The organism is Polynucleobacter necessarius (genome assembly GCF_900095215.1).
GTDB lineage: Bacteria > Pseudomonadota > Gammaproteobacteria > Burkholderiales > Burkholderiaceae > Polynucleobacter > Polynucleobacter necessarius_H.
Genome location: NZ_LT606949.1, coordinates 476,903 through 496,520, shown reverse-complemented (window position 1 = coordinate 496,520; position 19,618 = coordinate 476,903). Strand labels below are relative to the sequence as shown.

At 47.0% G+C, this 19,618-nt stretch carries 19 protein-coding genes and 3 pseudogenes; 6 read left to right on the top strand and 16 right to left on the bottom strand.

Annotation, left to right across the window (positions count from 1 at the left end):
* Nucleotides 1-29: 29 nt before the first annotated feature.
* The 14 genes and pseudogenes from DXE35_RS09495 to DXE35_RS02710 form a co-directional block, all read right to left on the bottom strand.
* On the bottom strand, nt 30-497 hold the full coding sequence (locus tag DXE35_RS09495; RefSeq protein ID WP_197713934.1) for a formate dehydrogenase subunit gamma: 468 nt from the start codon (nt 495-497) through the stop codon (nt 30-32).
* Nucleotides 451-1,203 carry a cytochrome b/b6 domain-containing protein gene (locus DXE35_RS09490; RefSeq protein ID WP_197713933.1) on the bottom strand — a complete coding sequence of 251 codons (753 nt, stop codon included), beginning with the start codon at nt 1,201-1,203 and terminating at the stop codon, nt 451-453. Before DXE35_RS09490 ends, DXE35_RS09495 begins: the two co-directional genes overlap by 47 nt.
* Nucleotides 1,204-1,250: 47 nt before the next feature.
* Nucleotides 1,251-1,487 (bottom strand): hypothetical protein, encoded by a 237-nt coding sequence (locus DXE35_RS02760; RefSeq protein WP_114689502.1) that lies wholly within the window; start codon nt 1,485-1,487, stop codon nt 1,251-1,253.
* A pseudogene (gene fdh3B, locus DXE35_RS02755) lies at nt 1,487-2,145 on the bottom strand (formate dehydrogenase FDH3 subunit beta). Before fdh3B ends, DXE35_RS02760 begins: the two are co-directional and overlap by 1 nt.
* A gap of 27 nt (nt 2,146-2,172) precedes the next feature.
* A pseudogene (locus DXE35_RS02750) lies at nt 2,173-4,935 on the bottom strand (formate dehydrogenase subunit alpha); the annotation flags it as partial.
* Nucleotides 4,936-5,078: 143 nt separating this feature from the next.
* Nucleotides 5,079-5,771, bottom strand: a complete 693-nt coding sequence (locus DXE35_RS02745; protein ID WP_231969943.1) for a TorD/DmsD family molecular chaperone — start codon at nt 5,769-5,771, stop codon at nt 5,079-5,081.
* Nucleotides 5,768-6,379, bottom strand: a complete 612-nt coding sequence (locus DXE35_RS10130; protein ID WP_231969942.1) for a 4Fe-4S dicluster domain-containing protein — start codon at nt 6,377-6,379, stop codon at nt 5,768-5,770. The genes DXE35_RS02745 and DXE35_RS10130 overlap by 4 nt, the downstream gene beginning before the upstream one ends.
* 259 nt (nt 6,380-6,638) lie before the next feature.
* Nucleotides 6,639-7,721: a 4Fe-4S dicluster domain-containing protein gene (locus DXE35_RS10125; RefSeq protein ID WP_231969941.1), complete on the bottom strand. Its 1,083-nt coding sequence runs from the start codon at nt 7,719-7,721 to the stop codon at nt 6,639-6,641.
* Nucleotides 7,722-7,770: 49 nt separating this feature from the next.
* Complete coding sequence (locus DXE35_RS10120; RefSeq protein ID WP_231969940.1) at nt 7,771-8,436, bottom strand: DUF3306 domain-containing protein; 666 nt, start codon at nt 8,434-8,436, stop codon at nt 7,771-7,773.
* 95 nt (nt 8,437-8,531) lie between these two features.
* Nucleotides 8,532-8,969, bottom strand: a pseudogene (locus DXE35_RS10115) (DUF3305 domain-containing protein).
* A gap of 14 nt (nt 8,970-8,983) precedes the next feature.
* Nucleotides 8,984-10,072, bottom strand: coding sequence for an iron-sulfur cluster carrier protein ApbC (apbC, locus tag DXE35_RS02725; protein WP_114689501.1), 1,089 nt, complete (start codon nt 10,070-10,072; stop codon nt 8,984-8,986).
* A gap of 130 nt (nt 10,073-10,202) precedes the next feature.
* Nucleotides 10,203-11,144, bottom strand: a complete 942-nt coding sequence (locus DXE35_RS02720) for an inorganic phosphate transporter (protein ID WP_415070270.1) — start codon at nt 11,142-11,144, stop codon at nt 10,203-10,205.
* Nucleotides 11,145-11,224: 80 nt separating this feature from the next.
* Nucleotides 11,225-11,872: a DUF47 domain-containing protein gene (locus DXE35_RS02715; RefSeq protein ID WP_114689499.1), complete on the bottom strand. Its 648-nt coding sequence runs from the start codon at nt 11,870-11,872 to the stop codon at nt 11,225-11,227.
* A 69-nt stretch (nt 11,873-11,941) separates the two neighbouring features.
* Nucleotides 11,942-12,109, bottom strand: coding sequence for a heavy-metal-associated domain-containing protein (locus tag DXE35_RS02710; RefSeq protein ID WP_114690357.1), 168 nt, complete (start codon nt 12,107-12,109; stop codon nt 11,942-11,944).
* A 77-nt stretch (nt 12,110-12,186) separates the two neighbouring features.
* Between DXE35_RS02710 and DXE35_RS10110 the strand changes: the two genes are divergently transcribed.
* Together DXE35_RS10110 and DXE35_RS02705 are read left to right on the top strand one after the other, a co-directional pair.
* Complete coding sequence (locus DXE35_RS10110) at nt 12,187-12,348, top strand: heavy-metal-associated domain-containing protein (protein WP_331851922.1); 162 nt, start codon at nt 12,187-12,189, stop codon at nt 12,346-12,348.
* Nucleotides 12,318-14,237, top strand: a complete 1,920-nt coding sequence (locus tag DXE35_RS02705; RefSeq protein ID WP_231969939.1) for a heavy metal translocating P-type ATPase — start codon at nt 12,318-12,320, stop codon at nt 14,235-14,237. Before DXE35_RS10110 ends, DXE35_RS02705 begins: the two co-directional genes overlap by 31 nt.
* Before the next feature lie 27 nt (nt 14,238-14,264).
* On the opposite strand, the gene DXE35_RS10900 is transcribed toward DXE35_RS02705, so the two are convergent.
* On the bottom strand, nt 14,265-14,462 hold the full coding sequence (locus DXE35_RS10900) for a DUF3047 domain-containing protein (protein ID WP_269459851.1): 198 nt from the start codon (nt 14,460-14,462) through the stop codon (nt 14,265-14,267).
* Nucleotides 14,463-14,464: 2 nt separating this feature from the next.
* Nucleotides 14,465-14,791, bottom strand: a complete 327-nt coding sequence (locus tag DXE35_RS10895; RefSeq protein ID WP_269459850.1) for a DUF3047 domain-containing protein — start codon at nt 14,789-14,791, stop codon at nt 14,465-14,467.
* 162 nt (nt 14,792-14,953) lie between these two features.
* On the opposite strand from DXE35_RS10895, the gene DXE35_RS02695 reads away from it, so the two are divergent.
* The 4 genes from DXE35_RS02695 to DXE35_RS02680 all read left to right on the top strand — a co-directional run bounded on the left by DXE35_RS02695 (nt 14,954) and on the right by DXE35_RS02680 (nt 19,617).
* Nucleotides 14,954-16,450, top strand: coding sequence for a glycosyltransferase family 39 protein (locus DXE35_RS02695; RefSeq protein ID WP_114689498.1), 1,497 nt, complete (start codon nt 14,954-14,956; stop codon nt 16,448-16,450).
* 49 nt (nt 16,451-16,499) lie between these two features.
* Nucleotides 16,500-17,543: a lysylphosphatidylglycerol synthase transmembrane domain-containing protein gene (locus DXE35_RS02690; protein ID WP_114689497.1), complete on the top strand. Its 1,044-nt coding sequence runs from the start codon at nt 16,500-16,502 to the stop codon at nt 17,541-17,543.
* A gap of 26 nt (nt 17,544-17,569) precedes the next feature.
* Entirely contained in the window at nt 17,570-18,829 is a 1,260-nt protein-coding gene (locus DXE35_RS02685) for a glycosyltransferase family 9 protein (protein ID WP_114689496.1), read from the top strand.
* 227 nt (nt 18,830-19,056) lie between these two features.
* Nucleotides 19,057-19,617 (top strand): phosphatase PAP2 family protein, encoded by a 561-nt coding sequence (locus DXE35_RS02680; protein ID WP_231969938.1) that lies wholly within the window; start codon nt 19,057-19,059, stop codon nt 19,615-19,617.
* Nucleotide 19,618 lies beyond the last annotated feature (1 nt).

Here is a 19,618-nt window from a genome sequence, read left to right as displayed (position 1 = left end):
CAACCTTATCGCCGTAGGCGGTTTTTGCTTTAGCTAAATCCGCTGCCGCCTGTGCTTCCGGAGTTAACGGCGGGAGAGCTGCAAAAGCTGTAGCAGAGGCAAATGCGCAGAATGTAAAAGCAATGATCTTTTTCATGGCTTTGTCCTTCTTTATTCACCTTGTTGTACCAGATCTCATGGTGCTCTTTAGCCCCAGTAGCATCCACATATCCAGTCTTCATGCCGTCGATTGATCCCTGTGAACCAATCGTACCAATATAGATATGACCCATCGTCATGGCAGTCATCAAAATTGCGGCACTGCTATGAATGATGTTCGCGATTTGCATTGTGCCGCGCGTGTATTCCAAGGTCATAAAAGGCAAAATCATGTCGAGCACAAATCCAGAGCCTGATATTACCAATCCCAAGAAGGTCATCCCAAACCAAAACCAGAACTTTTCACCGAAATTAAAGAAGCCCGCTGGAATATGTTTGCCTGAAAAAAACTCCTCCAAAACCCATAATCGATGCCATGTCACCCTTACCAAACACATTTTTGTAAGCAAAGAGCAAGAAGAAAATGACGATACAAATCGTAAATAAAGGGCCGGTAAAGTTGTGGATATTCTTGCAAACCATCAAGAACGAGCCGTAAGCCGTCCCACCTATCAATGGCATCGCAAAATACTTACCGTACAAAATCAATAAGCCAGTAAAAGCTAATACTAAAAAGCTAAATGCCATGAACCAATGCACCAAACGATCAAACGCGCTAAAACGTTTGATCTTTACGTCCGACATTGGCTCATGTAATTTCATGGGGCCTTTAAGCGTATAAGTCGCAATGATTCCAAAAAAGGCTAAGGCCAACAACCAACCGCCATACACAGTAATGACGCCATTGCGAATCACGCGCCACTCTTGGCCAGAGCACTGAATCAGAACGCTGGCTTCCTTATCAGGAATGCTGACGTAGTTATGCGGATCACTATTTGCAGAAGTGAAGATAGAGGGGTTATCCGGTTGCGCCTGAGCCTGAGTTCCGTTTGCTAAAGCATTGAGATTGACTGGTACGGATAAAGGTGGAATATCCACCCCACTTGGAGATGGCAAGGGCGCCATCGGCGCGCGCTCAGCAAAACTGATTCCGCTTGCCAATGTCAGCGACAAACCAGCAGTCACCACCAAAGTGCGTAGAACTTTAGAAAATGATCGTTTCATACACATGTCCTTAAATGTTTTCGTTTTATTTATTGTTGTTTAGTTGATCACTTAACGCGACTGTATTCGTTTTGACCCTGAGTGCGCTTGTCAATCGACTTAGTCCAGCTGGCCTGATTACCCGGCGTCCAATTTTTGGTCATGAATCCATTGTTAGCGCCCATGTAAGGCGCCACATCCGGACGCTTTGCAGCTTTAGCAGCAATTTCTGGGGGTTCAGAGAATGCAGCCAATAAAGCCGCTGCTGCAAAACATAAACCGAGCGTTTTCAAAATGGCTTTCATTATTTAGCTCCTGGAATTTTCACGGCAGGCGTTGGAGTTGACGCTGGGGCATCAGGGCCAACATAAGCAGTAGTCCAACCAAACGCTTTCGACCCTGGATATCTGCCATTCTTCTCGCGGGTGGCGACACGATTATTGAAGATGCCGCTAATCACATCGCTATCCCCACCAATCACGGCCTTGGTAGAACACATTGCAGCACAAAGTGGCAACTTACCTTCTGCCAAGCGGTTACGACCATACTTCTCAAACTCAGCAACACTGCCGTTTTCTTCTGGACCACCACTCCAGAATGTGCACTTATCGATTTTGCTGCGGGAACTAAAGGCGTCCTTACTCAAGAACTGTGGCGCGCCAAATGGGCAAGCAAACGAACAGTAGCCGCAACCCCGATACAGATATCTTTATCGTGCAGGACAACACCCTCATCTGTGCGATAGAAACAATCTACCAGGCAGACGGCCATACAAGGCGCATCGCTACAGTGCATACAAGCAACTGATACTGATTTTTCTTGACCAATGATGCCATCATTCACCGTCACAACGCGACTACGATTAACACCCCAACGCACTTCGTTTTCATTCTTGCAGGCAGTGACACAACCGTTGCACTCAATGCATCGTTCTGTGTCACAAATAAATTTCATTCTTGCCATTGTGTGCTCCTGACCTTATTTTTTGACTTAGGCACATTTCTCGATTTGACACATCGTGGTTTTCGTTTCTTGCATCATCGTCACCCTGTCATAACCGTATGTAGTTGCAGTGTTAACCGCTTCACCCTGAACTACAGGCGCAGCGCCTTCTGGATAGTATTTACGCAAGTCAGCGCCCTGCCACCAGCCAGCGAAGTGGAATGGCACAAACGCAGCACCCTGATTAACACGCTCAGTCACTAACGCACGAACTTTGATCTTGGCGCCGGTTGGCGACTTGACCCAAACATAATCCCAATTCTTAATACCGCTATCTGCTGCGGCCTTAGTATTGATCTCCACAAAGTTTTCTTGCTGGAGTTCAGCCAACCATGGATTTGAACGGGTCTCATAACCGCCACCCTCATACTCAACCAAACGACCTGAAGTCAGAATGATTTGGAACTTCTCATATAACTTCTGATTCAAGTTTTGGTCTTGAACAGTCTTATAGAGAGTTGGTAGGCATCAGCAATTCTTCTTATCTGCGGCAGTTGGGTACTTGCGCATCATTGGCGCATTTGTACTGTAGAGCGCTTCGCGGTGAATTGGAATTGCATCTGGGCAGTTCCGAACCACTGCGCGAGATTTGGCGTTACCAAATGGATGGCAGCCATTCTTCATCACAACACGCTGAATACCGCCAGATAAGTCAGTCTTCCAGTTCTTGCCTTCTGCGAACTTCTGCTCATCTTCCGTTAGCTGATCCCACCAACTCAGTTTTTTCACGAATACGTGATCGAACTCTGGATAACCAGTGGTGATTGCAGAACCCTTAGAGCAAGAACCGTCACCAGCTAACAAACTCACACCATCGCGCTCAACACCGAAGTCTGCGCGGAAGTTGCCGCCCCCCCTTCCATCACACTCTTGCTGGTATCATAGAGGTTGGGTGATCCAGGATGTTTAATTGCAGCAGTGCCATAGCAAGGCCAAGGCAGACCATAGTAATCACCAGTGGTGTCATAGCCGGTCACCGAATCCACTCCACCACGAGACTTCAATGTCTTCGGATCAAATGTGGCAACCATTCTCATATGCGCTTTCAAGCGCTCAGGAGTTTGACCTGTATAGCCAATGGTCCATACGGAGCGATTGATCTCGCGCAAGATATCCTCAATTTGCGGCTCTTTCCATTGCTTAACGGCAAATTTAGAACTGAGCATTTTGTAGTTCTTGGACAACTCTTGTCCAAAGCCAAGACGATCGGCAAATGCCTGCATGATCACATGGTCAGGCACAGACTCACAATGGATCAATTACTTTTTCACGCCACTGCAAAGAGCGATTTGACGCTGTTGCAGTGCCGCAAGCTTCAAACTGAGTTGCGGCTGGCAACAAGTAAACATTGCGATTCTTGTTTACAACGTCGCCCTCTGCTGCCGGCATTGCTGCCATTGCCGCAGTTGCACTTGGGTATGGATCCACCACCAAGAGGTCTAACTTATTCATCTCGCGCTTCATATCTAGGCCGCGAGTTTGCGAGTTAGGTGCGTGACCCCAGAAGAACAAACCTTTAACGTTTGTTTTCTGATCGATCATGTCGTTCTTCTCGAGAACAGCATCGACCCAACGAGAAACGGTCGTACCAGACTTTTCCATCATGTCTGGCGCATAACGGCCCTTAATCGAATCGTAGTCAACACCCAAAACTGTTGCGAAGTGTTTCCACGAGCCAGCAGCGAGACCATAGTAGCCAGGCAAGGAGTCTGGGTTAGGACCAACGTCAGTGGCACCTTGAACGTTATCGTGTCCGCGGAAAATATGTGTACCGTCGCCAGACTTGCCTACGTTACCTAATGCCAACTGCAAAATACAGGCAGCGCGCACCATGGCATTACCAATAGCGTTCTGCGTTTGACCCATACACCAAACAACCGTGCTAGGACGATTCATCGCCATAGTCTTGGCAGCTTGATACATTTGAGCTTCAGGTACGCCACAAGCTTCTTCAACTGCGGCAGGAGTCCACTTCTCCATCACTTCTTTGCGGATCTCTTCCATGCCGTAAACACGGTCATTGATGTATTTCTTGTCTTCCCAGCCATTCTTGAAAATGTGATACAGACGTCCAAACAAGAAAGGAATGTCAGTACCAGAGCGAATACGGATATATTGATCAGGCTTGGCAGCCGTACGGGTGTAACGCGGACCAACCACAATCACCTTGCAACCATTTTCCTTGGCGTGCAATAAGCTCAACATCGAAACTGGATGGGCTTCAGCCGCATTAGAGCCGATATACAAAGCGGCCTTGGCATTCATCATGTCGTTGTAGCTGTTGGTCATCGCACCGTAGCCCGAGGTGTTTGCAACACCGGCAACAGTGGTGGAGTGACAGATACGGGCCTGATGGTCTGTATTGTTTGTGCCAAAGCAAGAGACCCACTTACGGAGCAAGTAGGCCTGTTCGTTGTTGTGCTTAGATGATCAAATAAAGAACATCGCATCTGGAGAATACTTCTCGCGAATATTCTTCATTTGAACGATAATTTCAGTCAGCGCCTGATCCCAAGAGATGCGTTGATATTTACCGTCCACCAACTTCATTGGATAACGCAAACGGTAATCGCCGTGGCCATGCTCACGCAAAGCAGCGTCCTTAGCGCAATGCGCGCCCAAATTAATAGGCGAATCAAATACCGGGTCTTGACGCACTCAAACACCATTCTGAACGGTGGCATCTACTGCGCAGCCAACGGAACAATGAGTACAGATAGATCTCTTGACTTCAATCTTGCCATTGCCATCAAGCATGGCTTTACTTGGTTCAGCGGCTGCCGATGGCAACTTTGGATTTCATGCTCATGGCATGCTCCTATCTAATTATTCTTGACTCCCGTCAAGTTTAATCCGTAATTGCACTTTTGACATATTTGCTTCATTGGTAATTGCTAGGCATTTCCATATGCTGCAACGCAACATAAAATCATGTCAAAACCTTGACTCTCAATCGCCAAGAATTCTCTGGTAAGTGCGGCAACGGGATGGTACAGATGCATTTCCGGAATATCTTCTATTGCATCGCACAATTCGTCATACCAAGGACGAATATGTTCGTTGAAGAAAATCCTTTGATTTGTAAGATTTGATATCTCAACATCACCTCCCGCAATGAGGTAGCGCATGACCTCACACAGTGCTGAGATATGGTCTTCAGTTTCAGTCACCTCCTCCGAAGCCTCCAACCCAAATTCTTCGAGTGCCTGACGAATATTGACCCAAGCTTTTTCGTTTAAATGGCCGGCCATATAAAAAGAACCATTCAAAACAACATTAGGCTTACCTACACTGATGCAATTGAGATCAAACTCGTCATGCCAAGCCTTGGCTGGATTGTTCTTGGCAACCTCAACCACATCCATCCAAAGCCGAGCCAAAGGCGCCTCGTCAGCAGCATCATGCTGATCGGCTGTAGCTGCGATTTGATTCAACACGTCTTGGGCAGGCGGCATCTGAAAAAAGCGAGCGATTAAGTCATACAAATCCGCTCTTGCCAGCTCTTCTGGCAAACCCACATCCCCAACCTCCACAGAAGAATGCTCTGTAGGCATTGCCTTGTTTGTCGCTTTGGTCATTGCGCTCATATCTCTTTTTTCACCATATCCACCACCCGACAATCACTACACATTTTCAATCTGTCCATTGCTGCTCCAGCAAAAGCACCATGAGCACCCAATTTAGTCAACATCAGATCAACCATCTTCAAAGTGCCAAATGGCTTACCACAGCTAATGCAATGGAATGCCTGGGTTTCATTAAGAACAGCTTTTTGTTTGCGCTGCTCAATCGTCTGCAAACGTGGCGCAAGGGTCAACGCTTTTTCAGGACAAGTTTGCACACAAAGACCGCATTGAACGCACGGCTTTTCAATAAAGGAAAGAATGGGTTCATCTGGATTATCTAAAAGCGCACCCTCAGGACAGCCACTTACGCAAGACATACACAAGGTGCATGCATTTTTATTAATTGCCAAACCACCTAACAAGGAAGACTTCGGGAGCGCAACACCCGCCTCCGGCAATGGTGTCTTTGCTTGTTTTTGCAGATGCTCTAAAACCGCTTCCAACGTTTCACGTTTTTGATTGGATAAACCAATACTTGCAGGAGTGCAGATGGGACTCAGAGCTCTTCGCTGACGGAATAATCCCATTGCTTTAGACACTGCGGATAAATCATCAGGGGAGCTTGCCAATATCAAATGAATGCGCTCATTAAAGCCATAAGCCTTCAGGATGCTATTTGCTAAATTCGCTTGCTCTTCAAGAGCGGCGCGGTATGCGGGGTCCTCATTCCCACTTAACAGTAGTGTGACATCGGCAAAACCATACGAGAGAGCTCCAAGTCATAAGTCCAGGCCGATAGAGGCGATATGCTCAATGCCATAAGGAATAACAAACGCTGGCAAGCCTTCAAACTGTTTTGGCATGAAATGTGCAGACCTACCCAATCCGTCAATCATTTGCGTGCCAGCTTTTAAGGTATGCAAAAGTAAGCTGGGGGGCAATCGCCTGGTTCAACTTTTTAGCTGCTGCCGTAAACGCACTGACTAGTGTCTTCACCTCTTTACCTTGATGAGAAACACTAGGGTAGTTGTATCGCATAGCGCCAGAAGGACATGTCGTTGCGCAAGCCCCACATCCCATACCAAGATTGGGGTTCACCTCAACTGAGCCTTGGCCATTTTTAAATATCGACCCAATGGCTCCGGTCGAACAAACATCAATACAAGCGCTACAACCCACTTTGCCATTACGACCGTGCGCGCAAATCTTTTCGTTATAAGCAAAATATTTAGGCTTCTCAAACTCCACAACCATTTCTGATAACTGATTAACAGCCAATGCCTGCTCCAGAGGATCGGTTCCAGGAGCGAAATAGCCCTGTGGAGTTTGACTCATGCGCATCTTTGGATCTGCACGCAAATCTAAAATAAGATCAAATTCAGAATGACGATCTCGCTCTTTGCGATCAAAACCAATAGCGCCGATACTTGCGCAAGTAGTGACACATGCGCGATGGGATTTGCATTTGTTTAAATCAATCGGAAAAGAAAGATCGATAGCTTGTTCAGGACATGCCTCAACACAAGCTCCACAGCGAGTGCACATCTCAGGATCAATCGGGTTTTGTAAATCCCAACTCACCGAGAAATTTCCTAAATATCCATCTCGCTTAGTTATCCCACCGGTGTAAATCGGGTAGCCTCGAGTAAGCGGTAAGTCACCAGGCTCAGTACATAAAACAGAAACATCTAGTGAGGAACTGAGTTTTGCAGCCCATGGAATGGCCTGTGATCCAGCGCCAATAATCAACAATCTACCCCGGCTTTCATAGTTCACAACTGGAACAGGCTCAGCCTCGGGTATATCCGCCAATGCCAATAACGCGGCAATTTTAGGGCCAGAGGTTTTGGCCTCTTGCGTCCAGCCGGCCACTTCACGAATATTGACAAAACGCAGTGGCGCAATCAGAGGCTGCTCGACTTGATCGGCCAATTCACTAAACAGCGCGCCCTCTTGGGTACAGGCAACCACCAAAGAATCCGAATCATCTCAGGCTTTTAAAAAAGAGCCTACTTCTTGTCTACATCAAGATTGATGAATTGGCACACCCAAGGCTTTTGCATCCAAAGGCATAGTGCCATTGCAATTGCAATGGCAGACTAATTTTTGCCTCATGCGCTATCTTCTTAGGTTTTTTCTGTTCATGCTCTTTTGACACTTCATGTGGCACTTGAGCCAAGCGATCGGAGGCTTTTTGCTGTGTGGATGTTAAATCAGTTTCCTGCCGCACCTCCAATTTACCGCTCTCGATCGACAGATCGTCAACTTGGTGCTCGGCTTGTTTTGTATTTTGCGTTGTCTCGGGCGCTTGAGGAAAAAGCTTCAACATATCACTTTGCACCATTCTATCCAGCATGCCTGGCGGCAGAGGATCTAGCTTGCTGTAGTCATCAATATAGATATCCAATCCATCCATGATGTTGAAATGAGGATCGGTAAACATTCTCTTTAAGGCGGCCTGTTGGACACCAGGATCCACATCTGGCTTCATGAACCCGGAAAAATCGGGGTCAAATCGATCAATCTTGGCAACATCTTCCAAAGTGGGGAGCGGCGCAGCTTCTTCGACAACCTTCTCCACAGGGGGATCCCCAGAAGACTGCGGGGCTTCAACTTTTTTCTCTAAGGAATCATTGTCTTTAGCCGCCTTGCGTTTAGACCAGCGACTAAGAAATCTATCAGCCATGATTCCTACGCTGGACGCTCAGCGCCTTTAAATGAGGCGGGCTTATGACGTTTTTTGGGTTCAGGACGGTAGTTGTCGTTGATATACTCTTGCAGTCACGATGCATACTGCCCACTCATCCTGATCGCGTACACTGACTCACCACCATCAAGCAAACCAGCAGCTTCGTTATAGCTCACACAAATACGATGTGGGACCGCGAAGGATGATTCAGACTTTGCCAAAGCAATTGATTGCCCATCAATATCACGCTCAATATCGTCCTCTAAGCGCCACATCACAAACCAACTGGGTGTTGTAGTCGAAACATTGAGGTAGTAGCCTTCAGCCTCATCCGGAAAAAGATCTCATTCGTAACCAGTGAACAACCAAGACTCGCCTGCGTCATCTCGCCCAAGAAGCTGACCAGAAATGGAATTACTTTGATTAGCATTGAATTGCCCAAAGTCAGGCAATACTTCCTGAGGCGCCCAGCGGTATGAAACCCAGGGGTTATCAATATTTTGTTTACGTATTACTACCGCAAAACGCATAAATGTTCAGAGCCTCAAGTGTTTTGAACAACGATATTCGGGAATTTACTACTCATATCTTTAGACAGAGTAGCAACACGGATAGCTACCTGTCTAGCAATGCCTTTATAGATTGCGCTAATAGCGCCGTCTGGGTCGGCAACTACCGTTGGGCGCCCCGCATCAGCCTGCTCACGAATAGAAAGATTGAGGGGTAAAGATCCCAAAAAATCCACGCCATACTCTTTGCACATTTTTTCGCCACCACCAGTACCGAATACATGTTCTTCATGTCCACATTTTGTGCAAACGTAAGTACTCATATTTTCAATAATGCCGATGATGGGCACCCCTACCTTCGCAAACATCTTGAGACCTTTACGAGCATCGAGCAATGCGATATCTTGAGGCGTAGTCACAATCACTGAACCGGTTACAGGAACTTTTTGCGCCAGTGTCAGCTGAATATCACCCGTACCAGGCGGCATATCCACTATTAAATAATCCAAATCGCGCCAACGGGTTTGACGAAGCAATTGCTCAAGAGCCGAAGTCACCATTGGGCCACGCCAAACCATCGGCGCATCATCATCAATTAAAAAGCCAATTGAGCTCGCTTGCAGGTCATAAGCCTCCATTGGTTCAATCGTATTCTCTTCAATAGAATCTGGCCTACCGGTAATACCCAACATCATCGGCTGGCTTGGGCCATAAATGTCCGCATCTAAGATACCAATCTGTGCGCCCTCAGCTGCAAGAGCTAAGGCTAAATTGACCGCCGTAGTAGATTTACCCACACCACCTTTACCACTAGCAACAGCAATAATATTTTTTACACCAGGCAACAACTTCAGTCCACGCTGTACCGCATACGCGACAATTTGACTACTCACATTCACACTGACGTTTTTTACGCCTGGCAATTCACGCAGAGCAGTAATAACTGATTTACGAATGGCATCAAACTGGCTTTTGGCAGGATAGCTAAGCACGACATCCAAAGACACATCGCCATCTTCTACGCGAAGATTTTTAATATTTTTTGTAGTGACGAAATCAACTTTAGTATTGGGATCAACTAAGCTTTTGAGTGCCGCTTGTACCACTTCCGGTGTAACCGCCACAACCTTCTCCTAATATGAGTCAACCTAGAATGAGCTTCTAGGTTTCAAGTATTTTCTTAAATTAGCGCTAGCTTACTCGTAGCCGAAAATATTTGCCGCAAGTGATACCAACCACCTTTAGCTAACGGCTTTAAAAAATTAGTAGGCTCAAGTAATAGACTGCCATGGACATCAAAGCAGTCGCTGGAATGGTGAAGATCCATGCCCAGACGATGTTTCCAGCCACACCCCAGCGGACGGCACTGGCCCTTTGGGTTGATCCAACCCCAACAATAGCACCAGTGATTGTGTGGGTAGTAGAAACCGGAACTCCTAAAGCAGTTGCCGCGAATAAGGTAATCGCGCCACCAGTCTCGGCACAGAAACCACCTACAGGCTTGAGTTTGGTGAGTTTTTGACCCATAGTTTTGACGATGCGCCAACCACCAAACATCGTGCCCATCGCGATTGCGATGTAGCAGCAAATAATTGTCCAAGTAGGCGGCATCTTTGCGCCAGCTTCGGCATAGCCAGTGATGATGAGTAAAAGCCAAATAATGCCGATGGTCTTTTGAGCGTCATTGCCGCCATGACCCAAGCTATAGGCGCTCGCAGATAGCAACTGAAGGCGGCGGAACCAGCGGTCTGTTTTAGCCAGATTTGCATTTCGACAAACCCAGGCCACTATCAACATCATCAAAGAGCCAAGCAAGAAGCCAACAAATGGGGAGATAAAGATGAAGGAAACAGTTTTAATAATTCCTGACCAAACCAAGCCATCAACCCCTGCCTTTGGCAATGCCGCGCCAACCAAGCCGCCAATCAAAGCATGAGATGAGCTTGAAGGAATACCGTAATACCAAGTAATCACGTTCCAAACAATTGCGCCAACCAGAGCGCCAAAGATCATATGCAAGTCCACGGCTGCGGGATGAACAATTCCCTTTCCTACTGTGGCAGAAACGCTTAAATGGAAAATGACAATCGCCAAAAAGTTAAAGAAGGCTGCGAACACTACTGCCTGTTGCGGCTTTAAAACGCCGGTCGAGACTACGGTTGCAATAGAGTTGGCCGCATCATGAAATCCATTCATGAAATCGAATGCAAGGGCTAGCGCCACTAAAAGCGCTACGACCCAAAAAGCTACTTCTGTCGATGGCAACTTAATTCGCCTTAAGAATTTTCAAGAACAATGCCTTCAACCAAATTGGCAACGTCTTCACATTTATCGGTAACTTCCTCAAGCAACTCATAAATGCGCTGGCACTTAATCAGCTCACGTACTTCGATGGCTTCACGGAATAGGCGGGTAATCGCGGTCGATAGCAGGCGGTCAACGCCAGATTCCAAGTGATCAATCTCATCACAAGTTTTCAATGCCGCCTTAGCTACCTCAGGATCGGAGATATCCTTTAATGCTGCAACAGCATTTCTCATGCCGATGCAACATTGATTGCAAAGCTCTGCCATTTGTAGCATTTCAGGCGTCATTTGCTTGACGTCATACAAATGCATCGCTTCTGTGCCGTTTTGCAACAAGTCAGCCACATCATCCATCGTATTAATGAGAGAGAAAATTTGCTCACGATCGATTGGCGTAATAAAGGTTTTATGCAAACGGCGATGCACTTCTTTTACAACATTATCGCAAGCATGCTCTGCTTTATCAACATCTTCCGTATATTTAGCGCGCAGGGTTTCATCGTTGTAATGCTCAACGAACTTTAAAAAAGATTCGGAAGCGGAAACAATATTGTTGGCGTGCTCATTGAATAACTCGAAGAAATTACCATCGTGAGGCATTAACTTACTGAAGAACATAAATCACGATCCTTTTAGAACAAAAACTACGGGTTTTGCTAGGTTTGCCGACATTCTAAACAATGCTTATTAAGCAACCGGAAAACCAGCATCTGTTATAAGCCGGCTTGCTTGCTCTGCCGATAAGATGGTTTCCAGAGTCACAATTTGACTGGCCAAATCCGCCTGAACTTTTGCTTGCGGGTCCTGAGCTTGGATTTCTCGAGTTACGGCGTTAATACAGCCTCCACGGGTCATTCTAGATACTTTTAGAGTCCACAATATAGGCCTTTTTGATGTAAATATGGCTTGCATACAAGTAGATTATCTTCTATATGAGCCCTCAAAACGACATTAAATCAGAGCTATTTACCCTAGATATCGGCGGCATGACCTGCGCATCCTGCGTTGGCAGGTTTGAGAAGGCTTTAGACAGGATTCCTGGGGTAGAAGCGGCTAGCGTGAATTGGCTACCGAGCAGGCCAAAATCCGCCTAAAACCGGACTCAAAGACTGAAATTAATGACTTAATCGCCGCAGTCCAAAAAACAGGGTATGAAGCCAAAATAAGCTTGCCCCATGGCATGGTCGAACTGGCCCCATCGAAACTATTCTGGGGTACGGATGAACTGGGACGAGTATTGCTGGGATTCATCCTCTCCGCCTCACTCTTTTTGCCCATGCTCCTTATGCCATTTGGCATACATTGGGCACTTTCACCAAAGTGGCAACTTCTACTCGCCACTCCTGTGCAATTTTTTTTAAGATGGCTCTTTTATAAATCAGGCTTCAAATCCCTAATGTCAGGTGTTGGCAATATGGATTTACTCGTAGCCTTCGGCACCACTGCAGCGTACGGTTTAAGTATTTATCAAATGATTGCGTCACCCCACGCGAATCACGAACTCTACTTTGAGGGCTCGGCCGTAATTATTTGCATGGTCTTGCTTGGCAAATGGCTGGAGGCCAGAGCAAAGCAACAAACAAGCGAAGCAATACGCGCTTTACAAAAATTATGGCCAGAGCATGCCAAAGCAATAGAGCGCGATATCGTGATCACCGATAACTCCGCGTTGGATCAATTTCGAGATCTTCCCCTGGATCAAGTGTTTCCCAAAGATCGTATATTGGTATTGCCTGGCGAGCGTATACCGGTAGATGGAATCATCTTGCTTGGCAATAGCCACGTAGATGAGTCTCTCCTCACTGGAGAACGCGAGCCAGTCAAAACATATATCAACGGAAAAGTCATCGGCGGCCCCCTTAATGGGGAACGCGTCCTCGTCATTGCTGGCCCTTGCGCGCTAAGTCTTGCCACACCCGCGGCCATCATGGCCGGCACAGGGGTCGCAGCCCGCTTTGGAATTCTCATTAAAGATCCTCAAGTTTTGGAATTAGCGCATCGCCTGAACGTGGTTGCCTTTGATAAAACAGGAACGCTCACGGTCGGCAAACCGAGACTGCTAAAAATCATTGCATTAGACCATTCAGTTTCCAAAAATGACATCCTAGCAAGCGCCGCAGGTTTACATCTAGGAAGCGAACATCCTCTTGCAAAAGCGCTACTCGACGCCGCCAAGCAAAAAGATCTCAAGCCAAGTGCCAAAACCGATAGCAAAGCCATTCCCGGTATCTGTATTAGCGGAAAACCCATCTCAGGAATTTTTGCAGGTCAAAGTCTTAGTCTGCAAAGCATTGCTGCACTAGAAGGTAGCCATCATCACTCCGCAATAATGGACAAAGCGCAAGCCTGTTTTGATGCCGGCCAAACTGTTTCTGCATTAGTAAATAATGGCGTGTCTCCAGCACCAATCGCCATCATTGCCTTTGGAGACGAGCTCAAAGACAATGCTAGAGAAGCAGTCTCCTCACTACATCATTTGCATCTTCGAGCAGTAATGCTCTCTGGTGACAATCTCGCCGCAGCCAAACGTGTTGCCAATACCATCGGCATTCAAGAAGTCTTCGCGCAAATTCTGCCCGGCGATAAAGCAGAAATTATTCGTAAACTTCAATCAAAAGATGGACAAAGACAATATGTCGCAATGGTAGGTGATGGTGTAAATGATGCACCCGCCCTAGCAACCGCAGATGTGGGCATGGCAATGTCTACTGGCACCGACGTGGCCATGCAAGCAGCCGGCATTACCCTGATGAGAGGCGATCCCAACTTAGTGGCAAATGCAGTCGATATCTCCAAGCGCACCTGGAAAAAGATTCAGCAAAATTTGTTCTGGGCTTTTATCTTGAATGATACGGGCATCCCTTTGGCCGCCCTAGGCTATCTCTCGCCTATGCTGGCTGGTAGCGCTATGGCGTTATCGAGTTTTTGTGTCCTGAGTAATGCGCTTTTACTGAAGCGCTGGCATCCCGGTCACCAAATCTAAATAAATAGTTTTGGCGAACTGCTTCGCTTATTTTGAATTTTTGCGAATCAATTCAATATCACCGTAAAAGGCACGCGTTTCTGACTTAGTATTGTCTGTATCGGTCAGCAAGGCAATCCCAATAACCTCACCGGGAGACTCGCGATAGGCACGTTTATAGTCAGCCGCCAAATTCCGCTGATGCTTTTGCCACTGCCCTAAATTATCCCAACCAGAATCCACCACGATCATCTTAATGCGTGAGGTGTGCGCATTAAGATGATGGTATCAACAGGAGATTTACCTGACCAGATATGCATCAATGTGGCATATGGCATCTCTTGTCCGCTAATTAGATTAGCCATCTCAACAGTCATCTTTTCTTTTAAGGGTAACTTCGATTTATTGCCATCAAATGCAACTAAGATGCGAAGTGGGGCATCGTCCGCATTATCCGCATTGACGATGGGATTTATTTCCTTCCACTCCCACTGCAATAACAAATTGGCGGCCTGACGCGAACGTAACTTGACAGCCAACCCCGATGCGGATGTTTTTGAATTCGCGCTCAGCACTGTTTTGCCTTGATAGTTCTCCAGGCGATAAACGGAACCGCCGCTTAGTCCAGCGCATACAGAGAGGAATATGACTGTACTTAGGATTAAAAAACCAGGTTGTTCGTTTCACCATATCTCAATTGTCCCAAAGAATGGGTCTTGTGAGACTAAAATCAATAGATGCGCCAACAATCACCCTCAAGCTGGGCCATCATCTGCGTCTTGATTGCTGCAGCCGTGCATCTAGCCCTGGGCTTTTCAATCGAATTTTCAATTGATGAGGCGCACTATGCTCTATATGCTCAACACTTAGCCTGGAGTTATTTTGATCACCCGCCTCTAGTAGGTTGGATACAGTGGCCCTTGGTAGCACTCACCTCTTCTGAAGGGCTTATTCGTCTTATTCCTGAATTATTGTGGATTCTGTCTTGCTTCTTGGTCTACCAAGTCACCTTTGAAATTCACCATTTCATTCGCGGTCGTAACGCAGGCTATCTCACTAGCGCACTTCCTTCCGCCAACTTGTGCGGCCTCTTAGCGGTCTTAACTATTGTTGCAGCACCAATGCTACATATCCTGGCAATTGGTTTATTGCCAGATAGTCTACTGACACCCTTAAGCCTCGGCCTCATGTTGATGGCCATTCGTTGGCTGAAAAAAGATCACTTTGATATTGGCGACTGGATAATTGCTGGGGCGCTATTGGGTCTAGCAGGTTTAAGTAAATACACCGCTGCGTTTACCGCATTTGCTTTGTTGTTTGTATTCCTAAGTACTCCAAAAAAACCATGGCTCACTAAAGCCGGTTTCTGGCTAGCTGTCGCAGTAGCGCTGCTACTGATCACCACTGTCATCTACTGGAACTGGGCACATGATTGGATCTCATTCAAATATCAACTGGCTCACGGCGGCGGCGGTGAATGGCTCTGGCGCAGAGTAGCAGCCTACATAAGTCTTCAAATCCTCGTGTTTGGACCGCTCTTTATTTTGGGGTCTTTTGCATTCCTAAAAGACTGCATGCATGGCATCAAGCTTCCATTGCTTGCACTCTTAGGATTCTTTTTAATTCCTTTTGCAATCTTTACTAGCTTGTCCGGCGGAGGAGGTCTACCTCATTGGACTTCACCTGCCTGGTTCTGTCTCGCGCCTTTCGCTGGAATTGGATTGGCAAAAGCTTGGGCTACACAACACCGTCGCTGGATACGTGTTTTATTTTTGATCCAAGTCGCGCTCTGCTGCATCGGCTTTGGGTATGTTTTATCTGGCGGCATTAGCTCTGCCTCAATCAAATCCAATCCGATTGCGGATTTATATGGCTGGAAAGTTGCCGGTCACACAGCAGCGGGTCTAGTAAAAGCAACCAAGACAGATGGTATTGCCGTTCAACACTGGACCCTAGGTAGTCGCGCTGCTTGGTATGCCTCTCCTACTCCGGTATTTGTTTTAGATCAGCGACAGGATCAATTTGACCTTTGGTTCGGTCAGCTTCCGCCCGGGGCAAATATCCTCCTGATTAACTGGTCCGGCATGCCATATCCCATGCCGGTGGGCAATACATCCGCCTTTGAGGCGTGTGAGCCCTTGGATAACCTAGAAATTGAGCGATTTGGAAGGGTTTTATCCAAGTTTGACTTTAGTCTTTGTCGCAACTGGCAGGGCCTCGGTCGGCCGGAGTAATTCCCCCAAATTCAAGACCTTGGGGGTCCAATGCATTATCCTTACGCTTATGTGTTCACAATCCAAGCACACCCCCAAAACCCAACCGGGGTGGAAATCCATTCTGAAGCGAACTTGGCCAACGATTCGCGTTCTTCTTTCTATCGCTTTGTTATGGAAAGCCACCATCGGCATTGAATGGCATTCCCTATTCGATACCCATATTCAAATGCAACCCCTGTGGTTTTTAGCGGCGCTTGCCAGCATGATGTGCGCCTTTATTTGCGGCGGATATCGCTGGGGATTGTTTATGCAAGCCGTAGGATTTCCAGGTCGCATCCGCTCTTACATCGGCCTCTATTTTTCGGGTGGACTCATTAATCAAGGTCTACCAAGCACTTTGGGAGGCGACGGCTACCGCGCTATCACTGCCACTCACTTAACCAACGCCGGCAACCTATCGGAAACCAAAGAATTAGATAAAGAGCTTCATCACTCAGTCGATCTTGAGCATGCCACACCTAAATTACGTTTAAGTTTTGCGATGGTACTGGTAGACCGTCTCTTGGGTTTAGCGGGAAATAATTTACTAGGCGCAATTGGCTTGATATTGGGCGGTGCCACATTGGCGACTTGGGGGCAAGACCTAGGTTATGCAGTCATGGCGTTAATGCTGTTAGCGGTCGTTGCAATCGCCATCATCTTGACTTGGGGCCCTAGCAAACAACCGCTACAAAAATTCTTAGATCGATTCAATATGAATCACGCCATGCCTGGGATTCAATTGGCATTCGCATGGCCTAATAATATTGCCCAAGCTTGCTTAGCCATTGGCATTCACTTTCTGACAATCTTGACCCTATTATTCTGCCTTAAAGCGTATGGAGTGGACGCCCCAATTGAGGGCCTGATGATCGGCTTGCCAGCACTGAGCTTGCTACTCATGCTGCCCATTAGCATCTCTGGCTGGGGTCTTCGTGAAGCCACACTTTCATCCGTCTTAGCCTTGTGGGGCGTCAACCCTTCTTTAACTGTTTTAGCTTCAATTAGCTATGGAGCGATTACCGTTTTATCGGTTTTGCCTGGCGCGTATTTTTTATTAAAACTAAAATAATTTAAATCATTTTTTAGAACAAAGCTATGACTATTAGTGTCAACACTATGCGCGCGATTGATCATTGGGTCGGTGTACCGCTTTGCGCAATGGTTAGCCCCGTGATCGCATTAATTGATGGCGTAAAAAATATCTTCAATCGCGGTCCTGAGACCACAAAGAAATTGCTCTTTATTGAACTTTCAGAGATGGGTAGCGCGATTTTGGTGGATCCAGCAATGCGTAATGCGCAGGCGCGCGGAGCTGAGTTGTTCTTCTTGATCTTTAAAAACAATCGCGCCAGCCTAACCTTACTCAATACCGTTAAACCAGAAAACATCTTCACCATAGATTCATCCAGCTTGGGTTGCTTAATCAAAGATACCTTGCGCTTTTTGGTGCTGGCACGCAAACACCGCATTGATACCGTAATTGACTTAGAGCTGTTCTCTCGCTTTACCGCCCTATTAGCAGGTATGTGTGGCGCCCGTCGTCGCGTGGGTTATCACATCTTTCACGGCGAAGGATTGTGGCGTGGCTTCATGTTGACCCGCAAAGTACATTACAACCCACATATGCATAGCACCAAGAACTTTCTCTCTTTGATTCATGCCGCTTTTGCCCAAAAGATTGAAGTTCCTTTTAGTAAGATTGAAATCCCCGACTCCGAAGTACGTCTAGAGCAAGCCATTATCAATCCAAGCGCTTTAGAAAAAGTTCGCGAGCGCATTCAGACCTTAGCCAAAGAGGCGAACATTGATTACGCGTCCGGCAAAAACCGCCTCATCCTGATCAACCCAAATGCCAGCGATCTACTTCCGCAGCGTCGTTGGGCTCAACAACGTTTTTCCGAACTCATGCAGGCCATACATCAGCAATATCCACATGACCTCATCCTCATTACTGGCTCACCCGCTGAATTTGAGTATGTTGAAAAAGTTCGAGCTGTAGCTAATGTTAAAAATGCGTTGAACTTTGCTGGACAAGTGAGCTTTGCTGAGTTGCCACCGCTCTACACCTTATCCGATGTGATGGTGACAAATGATTCTGGTCCAGGCCATTTTGCAGCGGTAACTCCATTAAGAACCGTTGTGCTCTTTGGACCAGAGACTCCAGCACTTTATGGCTCAGTTGGAAACTCGATTGCCATTACCGCTAACCTAGCCTGTTCCCCCTGCGTGAGCGCCGCCAATCATCGCAAGACTCCCTGTCATGACAATGTCTGCATGCAAGCCATTACCGTTTCTCAGGTGCTTGATAAAGTGGTTAAGCAATTACAAGACGCCGATCAAGCTAAGGCTCATTAAGCTGAATGCGTAAAAGCGCAATATCTCGGTTTGCTTGGTTTTTTCCGCTCGCCCCTATTGTCCTCGTATTCGCGATTTACTTTGGTGAACTGCAAAGTAGTAGCTTTTTATTCATCAATCAACTAACGCAGTATTTACCAGACACACTCTGGGCCTGGCTTACATTTCTAGGAAATGGTTGGGGGTTATTCGCTCTTGCTTTTCCGCTTTTACTATTGGCACCAAAAATGCTCTCTGCCGGTATTTTCGCTGGCATCATCTCCGCTATAGCAACAACAGTACTTAAAAATGCATTTAACTTACCAAGACCTGCCAGCCTTCTAGAGAGTGGCAGCTTTCACCGAATCGGCGAAGTGCTGCTCAATAAAGCATTTCCATCTGGTCACACGCTTACCGCCTTTGCCATTGCAAGCGCTCTCTATTTTTCGGCGAATAAAGAGAAACGCGCACCCCTGCTTGGCTTGTTTTTGCTGGCGACGTGCGTAGGGCTCTCTCGCAATGCCGTTGGAGCCCACTGGCTCACCGATGTACTGGCGGGAGCGGGAGTGGGCATGTGGTGCGGAATGTTTGGCGCCCTCTTGGCGGATCGCCTTACCAAGGATGCCCTCAACCTCAAAAGCGCCTGGTCACGCACTATTGCCATTGGCGGCTTAGCGGCTATTTACGCGCACATTACCAAAGTAATGGATCTGGAATTAAACCAACCACTGCAGTATGCCTCAATCGCCATCATCGTTATTACGCTTGCATTTTTTGCTACAGCGCAATTTACCCAAGTTCGCCAGTAAT